The 15,989-nt window shown below is 64.8% G+C and carries 12 protein-coding genes and 1 pseudogene; 3 read left to right on the forward strand and 10 right to left on the reverse strand.

Going from position 1 to position 15,989, the window contains the following annotated elements; genetic code table 11:
• Positions 1–5 precede the first annotated feature (5 nt).
• On the reverse strand, positions 6–1,226 hold the full coding sequence (locus tag J6525_RS23830) for an FAD-dependent oxidoreductase (protein WP_225646525.1): 1,221 nt from the start codon (positions 1,224–1,226) through the stop codon (positions 6–8).
• Between the two features lie 618 nt (positions 1,227–1,844).
• On the opposite strand from J6525_RS23830, the gene J6525_RS23835 reads away from it, so the two are divergent.
• Positions 1,845–3,170: a lipopolysaccharide biosynthesis protein gene (locus J6525_RS23835; RefSeq protein ID WP_249796162.1), complete on the forward strand. Its 1,326-nt coding sequence runs from the start codon at positions 1,845–1,847 to the stop codon at positions 3,168–3,170.
• A 74-nt stretch (positions 3,171–3,244) separates the two neighbouring features.
• Here the strand turns inward: J6525_RS23835 and J6525_RS23840 are convergent, their stop codons facing one another.
• Positions 3,245–5,353, reverse strand: coding sequence for a GumC family protein (locus J6525_RS23840; protein ID WP_376708551.1), 2,109 nt, complete (start codon positions 5,351–5,353; stop codon positions 3,245–3,247).
• 279 nt (positions 5,354–5,632) lie between these two features.
• On the opposite strand from J6525_RS23840, the gene J6525_RS23845 reads away from it, so the two are divergent.
• Both J6525_RS23845 and J6525_RS23850 read left to right on the forward strand, forming a co-directional pair.
• Entirely contained in the window at positions 5,633–6,823 is a 1,191-nt protein-coding gene (locus J6525_RS23845; protein WP_376708552.1) for a glycosyltransferase family 4 protein, read from the forward strand.
• Positions 6,824–6,838: 15 nt separating this feature from the next.
• Positions 6,839–8,395 carry a glucosamine inositolphosphorylceramide transferase family protein gene (locus J6525_RS23850; RefSeq protein WP_225646528.1) on the forward strand — a complete coding sequence of 519 codons (1,557 nt, stop codon included), beginning with the start codon at positions 6,839–6,841 and terminating at the stop codon, positions 8,393–8,395.
• Between the two features lie 18 nt (positions 8,396–8,413).
• On the opposite strand, the pseudogene J6525_RS23855 reads toward J6525_RS23850, so the two are convergent.
• The 8 genes and pseudogenes from J6525_RS23855 to J6525_RS23890 all read right to left on the reverse strand — a co-directional run.
• Positions 8,414–9,599: pseudogene (locus J6525_RS23855) on the reverse strand (ABC transporter substrate-binding protein).
• 56 nt (positions 9,600–9,655) lie between these two features.
• Positions 9,656–10,357, reverse strand: coding sequence for an SDR family NAD(P)-dependent oxidoreductase (locus J6525_RS23860; protein WP_092090303.1), 702 nt, complete (start codon positions 10,355–10,357; stop codon positions 9,656–9,658).
• Positions 10,358–10,396: 39 nt separating this feature from the next.
• Complete coding sequence (locus J6525_RS23865) at positions 10,397–11,203, reverse strand: glutathione S-transferase family protein (protein WP_225646529.1); 807 nt, start codon at positions 11,201–11,203, stop codon at positions 10,397–10,399.
• Between the two features lie 24 nt (positions 11,204–11,227).
• Positions 11,228–12,388, reverse strand: coding sequence for an iron-containing alcohol dehydrogenase (locus tag J6525_RS23870; RefSeq protein WP_225646530.1), 1,161 nt, complete (start codon positions 12,386–12,388; stop codon positions 11,228–11,230).
• A gap of 41 nt (positions 12,389–12,429) precedes the next feature.
• Complete coding sequence (locus J6525_RS23875) at positions 12,430–13,203, reverse strand: enoyl-CoA hydratase-related protein (protein ID WP_225646531.1); 774 nt, start codon at positions 13,201–13,203, stop codon at positions 12,430–12,432.
• Positions 13,204–13,215: 12 nt separating this feature from the next.
• Positions 13,216–14,226, reverse strand: coding sequence for an NAD(P)H-dependent flavin oxidoreductase (locus J6525_RS23880; protein WP_225646532.1), 1,011 nt, complete (start codon positions 14,224–14,226; stop codon positions 13,216–13,218).
• Between the two features lie 21 nt (positions 14,227–14,247).
• Positions 14,248–15,435 (reverse strand): acetyl-CoA C-acyltransferase, encoded by a 1,188-nt coding sequence (locus tag J6525_RS23885; protein WP_225646533.1) that lies wholly within the window; start codon positions 15,433–15,435, stop codon positions 14,248–14,250.
• A 15-nt stretch (positions 15,436–15,450) separates the two neighbouring features.
• Positions 15,451–15,989: acyl-CoA dehydrogenase family protein (locus J6525_RS23890; RefSeq protein WP_283848640.1), on the reverse strand; the 539-nt coding region annotated here is incomplete at its 5' end.

A 15,989-nucleotide genomic window follows, 5' to 3' on the forward strand; every position in this document is an offset into this window, starting at 1 on the left:
CCCGATCAGCGGAGCGCGCTGCGGACGCGCATCACCCATCCCGGATGAATCCGGTCCACCCGGTGTGTGATCATGCGGCGCAGGAAGTGCAGCTTCCGCCGCAAGTTCCAGCGCACACCGGTGTTCAACGTCAAGGCCTGGCGGAAGCTCGCCAGGTGCAGCGAGTGCTGATCCGCGGCGAGCTTGTCCCGATCGGAATAGAACTGCGCAATCTTGTCCGCGCCCATACCGGCGGTCTTGAGCCAGCGCGGCACATAGTCCGTGCAAAGACGTTCGACGTCCACCAGCAGTCGGCCAACGCCGGTTCCGGCTGCGGGACAATTGGTCTGAAACGCATCGCCGATCAACACGACGCCGGGCTGCAGATGGCCCTCGGTCACGGTCAGATCCATGACCCAGTTCTGCACCTGGCCGACCACCTCGAAATCCCCGAGATAGGGCTGCAATCCCGGCATCAGGCGAAGCAGCGTTCGTCTGGTGTCGCGGCGCAGCTCACGCATGATCGGATCGGTCGGATCGCGGAACATGAACAGGTTCGCCCGCATGCCGCCCGACATCGGAAACAGGCTGAGATAGTCGACACCGTCAGCCGCCTGCTCGCCATAGCAGGTCAGCGCATCGAAATCGAACGGCGCGTTGTCCGGCCGTGCGATCGTGAAGCCGAACGAGACAGAGTGGCGCGCAGCAAGCATCTGCCGGCGCATTCCGAGACTGTGGCCGAGCACGTTCGCCGTGCCGGTCGCCAGAACGACCAGACGCGAGACGACGCGCTTGCCGGAGGCCAGCGTCAACTGCTGACGTTCTTCGCTGCAGCTGACATTGGTCACCTGGTCGAGCAGCAAGCTCGACGCATCAGTCGTCAGGCCGCGTGCCATGTTGACGAGGTTGGCATAGGAAATCCCGTAGGACCGGCCGACGCCGATATCGACCAGCCTGCCGCTCCTGATGTTGAGCACCCGGTCATAGGGCGCGGCAATGGCCTCGACGTCGTCGATGAAGCCGAGGCGGCGCAGGATATCGATCTGCCGCCCGGCGATCTTCTCGACCCGGAATTCATCCGGCGGGATCGAACGCTTGTCGATCAGGACGACGCGGAATCCGGCTCGGGCGAGCACAGCCCTTGCAAGCGAGCCTGCCAAACCGGCTCCGACAATTGCGACGTCCGCTTCGATGACCTCGGTCTCGCAGGCCACGATCGGCTTGGTCGCACTTTTCTCGGCAATCATGTCTGTCCGCTCCGACGGCTAGAGCGTTTTCCAGCGAAGTGGATACCGGTTCGCGTGAAGAAAACGCGTCAAAACAAGAATCTAGAGCCCCGTTCCGATTCCATCGGAACGGGAAAAGCTCTGGTTGGCCGCAGAACTGCAATTTCCTTGCCTGCGGTGCCGCCTTGCCAATCGAACACGGCGAGTTCCAGAATTGCGGTTAATGAAAACGTCCGGACCACGATCAGCGGTCTCTCGGCACATGACTTGCACGGCGGTCGGCCATGAAACCGAACCTTTGCAGGCTCCGCAGCGGGATGGCGAGGCAATTGCCAGGCCATCGAGCAGCGACAAATGGCGTTGACGCGCAAGCGCGGTCTGTTCCGGCAAGGTCCGCGCCACTGGACCGGATGCTGGAGGCAAATCCAACCTGCGCCGTTTGGAGACAGGGCAGACGGCGCCGTTCCAGAATGGAGCAACGCGACCTGGCCCTGCTCACAACTGCGTTGGGCCCGGCAGCCATTCGAAAGGAACGGAATCTTAGCAAGAGAACATTAACACTCCAGGCTTCACCGATTGCTGCGGTCAACAGCCCGACTGGATATTGAGACGTCTCTGGTGATTGCCTCCGTGCTCCAACTGTTACGGCGCGACGTTACGCGCGGCGTTGCCGGGACCATCCTGCTCAAGGTTGGTAGCGGCGGGCTCGCATTCGCGTTGTTCTCGCTCGCCGCGCGGGCGATGACGCCGGACGCGTTTGGAAACTTCGCAACCCTGCTCTCTGTCGCCCAGATCGCCTCGGTGGTGGGCCTGGTCGGCCAGGAGCTTCTCCTGGTTCGGTTTCTCAACGAGTATGAGGTGCGCGGCCAGGCCGAGTTCACCAAGGGTGTGCTGCTGTCGAGCCTGAAGAACTCCGCGATCGGGATGCTGATTTCGATCGCCGCGATCGCCGCGGTGGCAAGCATTCGCGGCGAGTGGTGGCTCTTGATCCTGTCGGTCTCGGCGTTCACCGCGATCAATGCAGGGCTGATGCTCGGCAGCCAGATCGCGCGATCGCTGGTCAGCATCCTGATGGGCGAAGGCAATCGGGAGTTCTTCTGGCGCGTCGCCGTCGTCCTGTTCCTGATCGCGGTGCTGTTCGGCCACCGGCAGCTCACCCCCGCCGAGCTGTTCAGCGCGATGTCGGCCGCGATGGCGCTCGGGCTCGTCGTGCAGATCGTATCGATCATGCGGGTGCTGCCGAACCTGCGGACGGTCACGGCGCGCTTCGAGGCCTCGCGTTGGAACAAGAGCGCATTCCGGTTCTGGCTCGCCTCCATTCTCGAAGCGGCAAACCAGTATTTCGACGTCATCCTGGTCTACTGGATGCTGGACCCGGCCACCGCCGGCGTCTATTTCGCCGCCTCGCGGCTGGCTAACATCTTCGCGATGCTGTCGGCTGCGCTCTACACGTTCGGCGCGCGCCGGCTCCCCTCGCTGTATTTCAGCAAGAACCACGGCGAGCTGGAACATACGTTGAAGCTGATGGCCGAGGTGACCGCGCTCTGCGTGCTCAGCGGGCTTGTCATCGTATGGGTGGGTGCCCCCTATCTGCTCGGCCTGTTCGGGCCGCACTTTGCGGCGCAGCAGTGGGTGTTGATCGTGCTCGCGATCGGAACGGCCTTCCAGGCGGCGGGCGGGCCCTCTGCTGCTGTTCTGCAGCTGACAGGCCATGAGCGCGATTACGTTCCCGTCGTCGCAGCCAATGTGGCGTTGCGGCTGCTGGGATTTGTCGTGCTGATCCCGTGGCTCGGCGTGCTCGGCGCCGCGATCTCGGCGACGGTTTCGCTGGTCGTCGCCACCATCGCGCTCAACGTGCTGTGCCGGCGGCGGACCGGCGTCGACCCATCCATTCTGGTGCTGTCGCATCTGTGGCCGTCGAAAGGTGACGCCTACGCGGTCCGCGTTGCGGACAGCAACGACTAGAGCATTTTTCGAGCGAAGAGCCGCGTTCCGATACTATCGGAACGGAAACGGCTCTAGCTTCAGCCGAACCGCCTTCAGCTCGCCAGGCCCAGCGCCTCGCCCTGGGGATCGCGAACGGCGGCATTGACCGCCACGCGATTGACGACCAGCACCGTCGGGACCGAACCATACCCGGATAGATCGGCCCGCGCCTTGCCGATCGCAGCCGAGTTGGCAGCCCCTTCGCGAACCACGAGGATCACGAGGTCGGCATGGGCAGCCAGCGCCACCGCGGCAGGCTGAAGGGCAAGCGACGATGCGTCGACGATGATCAAGCCGAAATCGGCGCGAATATCGTCCGGCGGATAGGGCGGCGCCTTGCTGCTGGCGCCCAGCAGCTCGACGACCGACAGCAGGTCGGCCTTGATGATGCCCGATCCTTGCGGCGGCGCGGCCTCGGCGCGCCTGGATTCCACCTCGATCAGGACGCTGAGCATGCCGTTCTTGACGGCGGATCGGTTCAGCGACCGTGCAACGGTGCTGCCGCCCGCACCGGCCTCGACCGACAGCAACAGCGCCACCTTGCCGTGCTCTCCCGAAAGCTGCTCGATGTTCTCGATCAGCAGCTGAAGATGCGGACTGAGATCGGGTTCGGCCGTCGACGAGATCGGGGTCTGCCAGACGCTTCTGACGACGTCGGGCGATGCGATGTTGGGAATCCGGGCCAGCACCGGCAATCCCGGCGGCGGCGCGGGTTGCGGCGCGGCGGGCGCCGGCGGTGCGGGCGCCTCGGCCCGACGCAGCGGCGGAATGGCCTTGATCGGGAGCTGCTTCAGATTCAGACCGGGAACAGCGACGATCGCCGTCGACGTCAGCAGCGAGACGATCGCGAGCGCGACCAGCAACAGCGGGAGCGGCGGCAGCGTCGAGCGCACCGGCGGCGTCGCAGGCGATGCGACCTTGGTCTGCGAGCTCTGCAGCAGCCGCTGCTCGTCGGTGGTCTTGTAGCGCGAGAGGAATTGCTCGTAGATATTCTTGTTGGCGTCGGCGTCGCGCTGCAGCTCCTGCAGCTTCACGAGCGCCTGACCGTCGACCAGGATTTGCTGCTCGACCGCCTTCTGCTGATCCTCGAGCGCTTTCTGCTGATCGCGCTGCGCCTCATATTCCGACTTCGCGGTGTCGATGTTCTTCTTCCGCTCGATCTCGATCTGGCGGTTGAGATCGCTGAGCTGGCTGAGGGCCATCACGAGGTCCGGATGACGGTCGCCCAGCACCCCGCGCTTTTGTGCGATCTGGTCGTTGAGCGCGGAGCGCTGGGCGCGCAGCGCACTCAGCAGGTCCTGCTTGACGGGCCCGTCGACATTGGCCTTCAGGTCGCGCTGCAGCTGCTCATAGCGGACCTTGGCCTCCTCGGTGCGGGCGCGCGCGGCGGCGACCTGCTGGGTCAGATCGGTGACGCGCAATTGCTGCGTCGTCGATTCCTTGCCGGCGTTGACGATCCGGTGCTCGAGCTTGAACTTCGCAACGGCATCTTCCGAAGACCGCAAGCGGTCGTTCAACGTCTTGAGTCGGCTCTTCAGCCAGTCGGCGGCTTCGTCGGTCGCCACGCTGCGCGTGCCGCGCTGGCTGGCGACGAACGCCTCAGCCACCGCATTGGCGTAATACGCCGCGCGCTGCGGGTTGTTGGATGTGAACTTGATGGCGATGACATAGGTCAATCCGCGCCGGGAGATGTCGAGCCGGTTGCGAAACCGGTCGAGCAGGCGTGTGGGGTCGGTCCTGCCGCCGGAGATGTCGCTGTCTTCGGCGACCTTGAGTTGCTCGATCAGCGGCCCGAGAAATCCGTCGGATTTGGCGATCTCGACATAGCTCTGCAGTGCTGCGGCATCCTGACCGATGCCCGGCAGGACGTCCTGATCGGTGGTGACGCGCTGCTCGCGCGGGTCGACCACGACGAGCGCGGTCGCGGCATAGCGCGCCGGAATCAACATCAGCAGAATGACGCCGACCGCGAAGATCACCGCGGCGAGCATCAGAATGCGTTGACCGTTCTCGCGGAAAAAAGCCACCACGCCGGGAATGCTAAGCACGCCTTTGGTGGTTTCCGCAGAGGATCGGCTGGTCGGCACGCCGGCAGTTTCCCACGACGCGGCGGGTTCCGTGGGGTCGGAACGTCTCGGGCCTACGCGGCTACCGAACTTCATGGCGCTGTTACTCGAATTCAACTGACAGTACTGCTCCAACGTAAATATCTATGGTTAATCCACGGTTACCCCCTCCTCATGCGGACGTAACCAATTAGTTAACGAGCCAGCTGTACCCTATGTGTGAAACAATGGCTCTCGATTGCTGGCAATGTCTGATCGCACTAAATGAGCAGTAACCTCAACACGCGCTACTCGGTCTACGAGCGCGCTTCGCGTGATAAGTACGCGCGCAATAGCGAGGGAGACGATTTCATTCCTTCGACGGGTGAGGAAGCCGTGCTCCATTACAGGCCAAGCATAGAATTGCGCGAGGCATCGACCGCATCACGCGATCAATCGAACGTGGGCAAGCCAAAGCTGCGTGTCGTCCTGGTGCAGACCCAGGCCGAGAACGCCGGCGCGCAGGAGATATCGCGGCTCGTCGGCGCGGGCCTCACCGCGCGCGGCTATGACGTCGCCAACCTGTTCTTCTTCCGCAAATCGGATTCCTTCGACGAGCCGCCCAATACATTCTATTGCGCGCCGAGCCGTCCAGGAAACCCGCTGGCGCTACTGCGGATGCTGTGGACGCTCGCCGGTCATCTCAGGACCATCAGGCCCGATGCCGTGTTGACCTTCCAGCACTTCGGCAATGTGATCGGTGGAGGCGTGTCGCGGCTCGTCAGCCGCGCTCCTGTCATCGCCAATCAGGTGTCCTCGGCGATGTCGATGAGCATGCCGGTGCGCGCCGCCGACATCTTCATGGGCTCGACCGGCTTCTTCCAGTGCATCACGCTGAATTCGCGGGACATGGAGCGTGAATACGCCCGCTACCCCGCGACCTATCGCGCGCGCATGACGCACGTCCCGCACGGCTTCGACGACAAGTCGCACAGCCTGCCGAAGAACGTCGCGCGGCAGCAGTTCAGGCTGCCGCCGGATCGCACGCTGCTTGGCTGCGCGGCAAGGCTGCATCCGCACAAGCGGCTCGATGCGGCAATTCGCCTGCTGGCCGCCGACCAATCCTGGCATCTTGCCCTCGCCGGACAAGGCGCGGATGAGGAACGGCTGCGAGCCCTGGCGAGCGAGCTGAAGGTCTCGGACCGGCTGCACTTCATCGGCGAGATCCCACCGCGCCAGATGGCCGAATTCCTGGCGTGCCTCGACGTCTTCGTCTTTCCGACGCAGGCCGAAACCTTCGGCCTCGCTGCGGTGGAAGCCGCGAGCGCCGGCATCCCCTGCGTCGTCAACGATCTGCCGGTGCTGCGCGAGGTGCTGTCCTACCAGGGACAGCCCGCGGCGGTCTTCGTCGACGCGGCGAACGAGGCGGAGTTTTCGGCCGCCGTGTCGAAAGTCCTGACCGATCGTTTGTTGAGCGACCAGCTGCGGCAAAGTGCCGTCGGCCTGAAGTCGCGTTATTCGTTGGATGCCATGATAGAGGAATACGTCCGCATTCTCGGCAATGCCGTGGGAGTGGACGCGCACTAGGAAATTGGGCTGGACATGATTATCGAGTTTCGCTGCGATCGCGCGCAGGCGCGACTCTGGATGCGCCGCGAGACGTTGCGCGTCAACGAACAGGATATTCCCGTTCAAATCGCCTGGACGACGACGCCGGGGCCCAGGCCCGCCGGCCTCGACATGCTGTTCGAGCTCGAACGCATCGTGCTGCGCAAGGGCAAGGCGGGTGATGTCGACAGGCTGAAGACGATTGCGGAACGGCCGCGCATGGGCAACCCCGATGTGGTGGTCGACTTCACCACTGCCGAGCGGGACCCGAACTGCTCCGCCAGGCTCTACCTCCGTCCGCGCTTCAACGGACAGGCGGGCGAAGCCGCCGCACTGGCCGCCATTCTCGCCGGCGACCTGCCGGTGATTGAAATCGTCAACGAGCTCGACGGCACGGTGATGGACCGCGGCCATCCCTCGGCGGAAATCGCCGCCGGCCTGAGCGGCGGGCTCGAAACGGTCATGGCGCGCACCCTGTCCATGCTGCCGCCGATCCTGTCGGGGGCTCCGCGGCTGGTGCCGCAACTGGCAGTGCCGGCGGCCGGCAGCGCGCCGCGAAATCCCGCGCCCTTTGTCCTGCGCGGCGTCGCGACCTCGATCGCGAAGGAGATCTATCGTCTTTGCTGCTACGCGCCGCATTGGCATGTCGGCTGGCGCTACGCCGACGACGCGGATATCTGGCGGACCGGTGACCTGTCGGGACCTGCCTGGAACGTGCTCGGCGATCCCGGCAACCACTTCTATGCCGATCCCGTCCCGATGAAATGGCAGGGCAGGACCTTCGTGTTCTTCGAAGACCTCGACCACCGCACCGGCAAGGGCATCATCTCCGCGATCGAATTCGACGGCAACGGTCCGGTCGGCACGGTGCTGCCGGTGCTCGAAGAGCCCTGGCACCTGTCCTACCCGTTCCTGATCGAGACCGACGGCGAACTGTGGATGATCCCGGAAAGCACCGCGCACCGGGACGTCCCGATCTACAAATGCGTCCGCTTTCCCGACAAGTGGGATCGGCAAGGCACGCTGTTGTCCGGGCTCGAACTCGCCGACGCGACCATCACGCAGCATGACGGCCTCTACTACATGTTCGGAGCCTGGCGCGACGGCACCGGCGGATATTCCGACACGCTGGCGATCTATTACGCGGAGCAGCTGTTCGGCCCGTGGCGGCCGCATGCAAGCAATCCGATCCTGATGGATCGCGCGACGACGCGGCCGGCCGGCAATTTCGTGACCATCAACGGCAAGCTGTGGCGGCCGGTGCAGGACTGCACCAACGGATACGGCGCGGCGCTCGGACTTGCGGAAGTGCTCGAACTGTCGCCGACCACCTACAGGCAGGCCGTGCGCCATCTGCTCAAGCCCGGGCCGCTGTGGACCGGTCGCAAGCTGCACACGCTCAACCGCTGCGGCCGGCTCGAGGTGATCGACGGCTCGCGGGTTCAGCCGAAGACCACCGCCTTGCTGAACAGCCTGCGGTCAAGCGACCAGTCGACGCAGCGGGAATGGCAAAACACGCTGGCGAAGCCGATCGCACGTCGGCTCCACTAGCGCCTCGGTCGACCTGGTTCAGTTCAGGTCGGCACTCAGCACGCCGCCGAACTGCTCCCATGAGCTTCCGGTCCAGCGTTGCAGTTGAAGCTGCGTATAGGCCATGCTGTTGTCGGGGCCTGTGTTGATGGTGATGCCCGGCATCAGCGTCGGCAGCACGAGTCCTCTGATGTTGCGCGCCTGCTTCACGATGTTCTCGCGCGACAGGTCGTCGCCGCACTGCTTCAGCACCTGTTCCAGGATCTGGCCCTGCTGGGTGCCGAACAGATAATTGTTGTCGCCGATATCAGCGCCGGGAAGATATTTCTCGAAATGGGCGCGATACCACTTCATGCCGGGATCGTCGGCCCACTTCTTGTCGTTCGGATCCTTGGTGATGGTCGCCACGACAACGCCGACCGCCTTGTCCGCGCCCGCCGGCACGATGGTCGCGGAGACCGAGCTCGACACATAGTTGACGATGGTCAGCGGCGACCAACCGATCTCGTTCGCCTTCTTGATCGCCTGGGCCGCGAATTTCGGCGTGCCGGCGATCAGGAAGGCCTGCGCACCTGACGCCTTCAGCGTCACCACGCGGGATTCGATGGTCGGCTCGGTGACCTCATAGGGAGACGAAATCGGCCTTCAACACCTCCTTGAACGCGGCGACGAAATCGCGGCCGAGATCGTCGTTCTGGTAGAGGATCGCGATCTTCGCATCGGGCGCCGTCTGCGTGATGTATCTTGCGTAGATCTTGCCTTCGGTGTTGTAGCTCGGCAGTCCCGTGGTGGTCAGCGGAAACTCCGCGAAATTCGCAAACTTGGTCGCGCCGCTGACGACGAACAGATGCGGCACCTTCTTCGCGGTGACGTATTTGATGGTCGCGCCGATGCCGGGCGTGCCGAGCGGACTGAACAGGAACGCCACCTCATCGCTCTCGATCAGCTTGCGGGTCTGCTCCACGGCCTTGGGCGGCGTGTAGGCATCGTCATAGGTGATGAGGTTGACCTTGCGGCCGTTGATGCCGCCGCGGTCATTGACGGAATGGACGTAGGCGATCAGGCCCTTGCCGGTGTTGCTGAGCGGAGACGCCGGGCCGCTGAACGGGAACGTCGCCCCGACCTTGATCTCTGATTCCGATACCCCCGGCGTTTCGGCGCGGACTGGAGCCGCGGCAAGCGCCGCGAGCATCGCAACGGACACGGCAAACGTCTTCAACAACATGAAATTCTCCCCTGGGCTTTTATGAATTGACCAACTCTTGCGACCGGCGCGCGGCGCTACCAGGCTTCGCCGAACGGCCTGATCTCGACATTGAACGACCACGCGCTGCGATCCTGATGGGCGACGTGCCAGACCTCGTCGGCGATCGCTTTCGGCTTGATGAAGAAGTCGTCCGGCCGCTCCGGCCAGCGCTTCCGCGTCCACTCCAGATCGATCACGGCGTCGATCACGAGATAGGCGACATGAACGCCTTGCGGCCCCAGATCGCGCGCCATCGCCTCGGCGAGAATTCGCTGCGCTGCCTTGGTCGGCGCGAACCCCGCGAAGCCGGCCTTGCCGCGCAACGCCGAGGTGTTGCCGGTCGCAACGATGGCGCCCTTGCCGGCAGCGATCATCGCCGGGGCAAATCGCCTTGCCAGGTACAACAGTCCCATCGTGTTGACCTGGAAGTTGCGATTGAGAATCTCCGGATCGATCTCGCGGAAGGTGCCGAACGCGCCGCCGACGGCGTTGTGGATCACGACGCCCGGGCTGCCGAGATCGCGCTCCACGGCCGAGGCCACCGCCTCGACCTGCGCGGGATCGGACACGTCGCATCGATAGGCCTTTGCGCCCGGCAGCTGCTGCTCGAGCGCGGCGAGACGCGCCTCGTTCCTGGCGAGCAGCGCGACACGATAGCCGCCCTCGGCAAACCTCCTGGCGAGCGCCGAACCGGTGCCGGGCCCAACGCCGGATATCAGACAGACAGGTGCGGTCATGCGATCAACCCTCCGCGTTGCGGCCTATGGCCTTCATGGTCAGGCGGCCGCCTTCGACAGCAGCTTCTCGACATAAGGCTTGAGATCCAGCCCGACGTGCTCATGCGCGATCAGGCGATCAAAGTGAGCGAACATCAGCGGATACTCATCCTGCACGCCCGAATGCAGGATTTTCGCCAATCCTTGCTTTTTCAGCTGCTCGGTCCGCGCATGTTCATTCATGAACAGCGCGAGTTCGGCGGCAAAGCAGATGTCGGCAATCGAGATGCCATTCCCGACCAGCGTCCCCCGCCGCGGCGACAGCGCCTGCTCGATGCCGGACGCATAGATCGCGAACGCATCCTTGGCACGCGCATGAATGGCCGCGTCGACGGTGCCGCCCGAGAGCGCCAGCAGATAGATTTGCGAGTCCCGCGCGAACACCAGGCTGACATCGAGAAAACTGTCGATCCGCGACGCCTCATAGGCGTCGCGCCCATAGAGCGGGAATGCGGCCTCGCCGAGCCGCGCTACCGCGCGCATAATGCTGTTCGATTCGAAGATCCCGACCTTGCCGTCAGCGCCGAATGCCGCCGGCACATTGCCGAAGGGCTGTGCCGCCATGAACGCATCGGTCTTGAAGAGCTGCGCGCCGGTCAGTCCGACTCGTCCGGTCCGCGCCAGCGACGACAGCGACGCGCGCTCATGCTCCGCCAGTGGGCGGGAATCATAGTCCCACAACCAGTCGCGGAGCTCCTTGCCGGAGGCGCCCCTGACCTCGACATCGACGCCGCAGAACCGCGCCGCGATGGTTGCCTTCCAGACTCGCGGGTTCGGCAAATAGGAGAAGATGCGCAAGGCGGCCATGGCGGCTGCTCCGGTGCTGATGCCTCAGGCGGCGAGCTTCAGGATCTTGACGACGTCGGCGGGTTCGCGGATCGGCTGTGGGTTGGCCCGCGTGAAGATCGACAGCATGGCGTTCCGGCCGATCAGCTCAAACCGATCTTCGCCGACGCCGACATCGGCAAGCCGCCGCGGCAGGCCGAGCTCCGCGATGAACGCCGCAAACGCCTCGCCGGCATCGCGTCCCGGCGCACCGAGCGCAGCGGCGATCGATTGCTGGGCAACCTCCGTCGCCGGGCGGTTGTAGCGCAGCACGCTCGGCATCATCACCGCCGTGCAGAAATAATGCGGCACGTCGCAGGTGCCGCCGAGCACGTGGCCGATGGCGTGGCTGGCGCCCATCGGCACCCGCGACTGCAATCCGAACGCCGACAGCCAGGAGCCGAGCTGGCAGCTCAGCCGCGCCGCCTCGTCGTCGGGTTTAGCTTTGGTGCGCAGCAGGCCGTCATGCAGATAGCGCAGTCCCTGCTGGCACACCGCATCGACCAGCACGTTGGGGCGGCTGGAGCAGATCGCCTCGATGCCGTGATCCATCGCCCGCGTCCCGGAGCCGAGCCAGAGCTTCTCCGGCGTATATTTCGTGATCGCGGGATCGAGGATGATGCTGCGCGGCATCATCATTGGATGGTTGAAGATCTGCTTCAGCTTGCGGCTGGTATCGGTGACCAGCGCGCCGGAATTGTATTCGCCGCCGGACAGCGTGCTGGGGATCGCGATCATGCGCACTTTCGGCGTGCGGAATGGCCCGAAGCGGCGGTCCGGCGTGGTCTCGAAGCCGTCGAGGCCATCAGGCTCGAAGATCTCGTGCTCCATGCACATCAGCACGATCTTCGCCGCATCGACCACCGAGCCGCCGCCGATCGCGACGACGAGGTCCGCCCTGGCCTCGCTGGCTTGCCGCGCGATCTGCGTCACCACGTCCCGCGTCGTATGCTGCGGCACGCCGTCGAAGGTCGCGGCATGGCGATCGCCGAGCGCTTTGCGGATCTTCCCGATCTCGTCGGTCGTGGTGTTCAACGTCCGGCTGGCGATCAGATAGAGGCGCCTGGCATCCAGCCGCTCAGCCTCCTCGCGCAGCGCTTCGGCTGCCGGCTTGCCGTAGATCACGGATTCCATGGCGGGATATTGATGGCTGCCGGTGACGCCCATGCTTTTCACTCCCGCGATGTGTCCGTGAGTTACGCCGCCGGTCAGACCGACAGCTTGGTGAAATCAGGCTGACGCCGTTCGGCGAAGGCGGCAAAGGCCTCGCGCGCCTCGGGCGTCGTCAACCGTTCCTTGAACAAAACGCCCTCCTCGGCGATCTGCGCCGCGATCCGTTGCTGCTCGCGCATCAGCTTCTTGGTCATGCCGAGCGACCCTGCCGGCCGCCTGGTCAGCGCAATCGCCGCGTCATGCGCCTTCTTGCGCAGATCGGCCTGCGGTACCACGGCATTGGCGAGGCCCGATGCCAGCGCGCCCTCCGCATCCATCGGTTCGCCGAGCGCGAACATCGCATAGGCCCGCGCGTGCCCGATCCTGAGCGGCAACAACCAGCTCGACGCCGCTTCCGGAACCAGAGCGAGGTTGACGAACGGCGTGATCAGCCGGGCGTTCTCGGCGAGATAGACCAGGTCGCAATGCAGCAGCATGGTGGTGCCGACGCCGACCGCATTGCCCTGCACGGCCGCGACGAGCGGCTTGCCGACCTTGCTGATGGTCTCGATGAAGCGATGCGCAGGGCTATCGACCGCGCTTTCGCCGCGTGCCTGGCTCGCGAAGTCGGCGAGGTCGTTGCCCGCGGTGAAGCTGTCGCCGTCGCCCTGGAACAGGACCACGCGGACGGCCGGATCCGCCTCCGCCTGCTTCAGCGCCTGCGACATGGCGTCATACATGGCGCCGGTCAGCGCGTTCTTCTTCTCGGGCCGTTGCAAGGTCAGCGTCATGACGCCGGCGGCGATCTCAACCTTGACATGCTCGGTCATGGCACTCTCCCGTCAGGCGACCGCGCGGGCCGCCGTGGTTTCAAACTTGCCGTCGAGGAAGCCGGTCAACCGCTGCCGGATGATCGCTTCGGCCTCGGTCATGATGCGGTCGATCAGCTCCTTGACGGTCGGGATGTCATTGATCAGGCCGACCACCATGCCGCAGCTCCAGGCGCCGGCATCCATCTCGCCGTCGATCATCACCTTCGGATAGACGCCGGCGACCTGCTCATGGATATCCTCGATCTTCAGCCTGGCGCCCTTCTCGCGCTCGATCTCGAGCAGCTCATCGACGCCCTTGTTCTTCAGCACCCGCTCGGTGTTGCGCAGCGCGCGCATCACGAGGCGCGTATCGAGCTCGTCGGCGTCGAGCAGCGCCTGCTTCACATTGGGATGAACCGGTGCTTCCTTGGTCGCGATGAAGCGGGTGCCCATGTTCATGCCGGCCGCGCCCATCGACAGCGCGGCGACAAGGCTGCGCGCGTCCGCCATGCCGCCCGAGGCGACGAACGGGATCTTCAATTCGTCCGCCGCACGCGGCAGCAGGATCATGTTCGGGATGTCGTCCTCGCCGGGGTGACCGCCGCACTCGAAGCCGTCGACGCTGACCGCGTCGCAGCCGATCTTCTCGGCCTTCAGCGAATGCCGCACCGAGGTGCATTTGTGAATGACCTTGATGCCGGCCGCCTTCAGCGCCGGCATGTACTGCTCCGGGCTGCGGCCCGCGGTCTCCACCGCCTTGACGCCACCCTCGCGGATCGCCGCAATGTACTCCGGATAGGGCGGCGCGGTGAAGCTCGGCAGGAAGGTGAGGTTCACGCCGATCGGCTTGTCGGTCATGTCGCGGCAGCGCGCGATCTCCTTGGCCAGCAGCTCCGGCGTCCTCTGGGTCAGGCCGGTGATGATGCCGAGGCCGCCGGCGTTGGACACCGCGGCCGCCATCTCGGCGAAGCCGACAAAATGCATGCCGCCCTGGATGATCGGATGCTGGATGCCGAACAGTTCAGTGATTGCTGTCTTCACAAGTCTCTCCCGCGTTTCCGCTCAGTGGACGATTTCGAACAGGCCCGCCGCGCCCATGCCGCCGCCGATGCACATGGTCACCACGCCGTATTTCGCCTTGCGCCGCCGGCCCTCGATCAACAGGTGACCGGTGAGCCGCGCGCCGGTCATGCCGTAGGGATGGCCGATCGCGATCGAGCCGCCATTGACGTTCAGCTTCTCCGGATCGATGCCGAGCTTGTCGCGGCAATAGATCACCTGCACCGCATAGGCCTCGTTGAGCTCCCAGAGATCGATGTCGTCGATCTTGAGGTTGTGCCGCTTGAGGAGCCGCGGGATCGCGGCAACCGGGCCGACGCCCATCTCGTCCGGCTCGACGCCGGCAGCGACGAAGCCGCGGAAGATGCCGAGCGGCTTCAGGCCCTTCTGCGCGGCAACCTTGTCGCTCATGATCACGCAGGCCGAGGCTCCATCCGAGAGCTGGCTGGCGTTGCCGGCGCTGATGGTCTTGCCCTCGAACACCGGCTTGATCTTGGCGAGTCCATCCGCCGTGGTATCCGGCCGCGGCCCCTCATCCTTGGCCAGCGTCACCTGCTGGTAGCTGACTTCCCTGGTGTCCTTGTTGACCACGGCCATCTTGGTCGTGATCGGCACGATCTCGTCGTTGAAGCGGCCGCCCTGCAACGCGGCGCCGACGCGGCGCTGGCATTCGAGGCTGTACTCGTCCTGCTTGTCGCGGCCGATCCCGTAGCGCTCGGCGACGACTTCCGCCGTCTCCAGCATCGACATATACATCTCGGGCTTCATCGCCATCAGCTCGTCGTCGACGGCGTGGAACCTGTTCATGTGCTCGTTCTGCACCAGGCTGATCGACTCGATGCCGCCGCCGATCGCGATCTCGACGCCGTCGAGCATGACAGAGCGGGCGGCGACCGCGATCGCCTGCAGGCCGGAGGCGCATTGCCGGTCGATGGTGGTCCCGGCGACCGTGACGGGAAGTCCAGCGCGGATGGCGCCCTTGCGCGCGACGTTCATCACCATGGTGCCCTGCTGCATGGCGCAGCCCATCACCACGTCCTCGACCTCGCCGGGCGCGATGCCGGCGCGCTTCACCGCCTCGGCCATCACATGGCCGGCCAAAGTCGGGCCGTCGGTGTTGTTGAGCGCGCCGCGATAGGCCTTGCCGACGCCGGTGCGCGCAGTGGAAACGATGACTGCATCCTGTGACATGCTTGCCTCTCTGGCTTAGGCGACCGCGTCGAGCTGCGTATAGCGCAGCACGTGATAGGCGGGATCGCCGAACTGGATGTTGATGGAGGAAATCCGCTTGAAGTAATGGCCGACATTGAGCTCGTCGGTCATGCCCATGCCGCCGTGCAGCTGCACCGCCTGATCGGCGACGAACTTGCCGGCATAGCCGATCTTCGACTTGGCACCCGAGGCGAGCCGAGACACGCCGGCCTCATCGTCATTGAGACTGAGGCTGAGATGCTGCATCAGCGACAACGCCTCCTGATGCGCAATGAACATGTCGACCATCCGGTGCTGCAGCACCTGGAAGCTGCCGATCGTGACGCCGAACTGCTTTCGCGTCTTGGAATAGTCCAGCGTCGCGGCGTTCAGTTCGCCGATCGCGCCGACCGCCTCGGCGCAGAGCGCGCCGATCGCGCGGTTACGGCAGGCTTCCAGCGCGGCGACGCCCCCGCCTTCGCTGCCCAGCAATTCCGCGCGCACGCCGCGCAGGCTGATCTCGGCCGCCCTTCGGCCATCGATCGTCCTGAAGC

It is taken from the genome of Bradyrhizobium australafricanum (genome assembly GCF_020329495.1).
GTDB classification, from domain to species: Bacteria; Pseudomonadota; Alphaproteobacteria; order Rhizobiales; family Xanthobacteraceae; genus Bradyrhizobium; species Bradyrhizobium australafricanum.

Excerpts from the sequence above, each read along its gene's own strand:
- J6525_RS23830 (WP_225646525.1), bottom strand. The coding sequence starts at position 1,226 with ATGATTGCCGAGAAAAGTGCGACCAAGCCGATCGTGGCCTGCGAGACC.
- J6525_RS23840 (WP_376708551.1), bottom strand. The coding sequence starts at position 5,353 with ATGAAGTTCGGTAGCCGCGTAGGCCCGAGACGTTCCGACCCCACGGAA.
- J6525_RS23850 (WP_225646528.1), top strand. The coding sequence starts at position 6,839 with ATGATTATCGAGTTTCGCTGCGATCGCGCGCAGGCGCGACTCTGGATG.
- J6525_RS23860 (WP_092090303.1), bottom strand. The coding sequence starts at position 10,357 with ATGACCGCACCTGTCTGTCTGATATCCGGCGTTGGGCCCGGCACCGGT.
- J6525_RS23865 (WP_225646529.1), bottom strand. The coding sequence starts at position 11,203 with ATGGCCGCCTTGCGCATCTTCTCCTATTTGCCGAACCCGCGAGTCTGG.
- J6525_RS23870 (WP_225646530.1), bottom strand. The coding sequence starts at position 12,388 with ATGGGCGTCACCGGCAGCCATCAATATCCCGCCATGGAATCCGTGATC.
- J6525_RS23875 (WP_225646531.1), bottom strand. The coding sequence starts at position 13,203 with ATGACCGAGCATGTCAAGGTTGAGATCGCCGCCGGCGTCATGACGCTG.
- J6525_RS23885 (WP_225646533.1), bottom strand. The coding sequence starts at position 15,435 with ATGTCACAGGATGCAGTCATCGTTTCCACTGCGCGCACCGGCGTCGGC.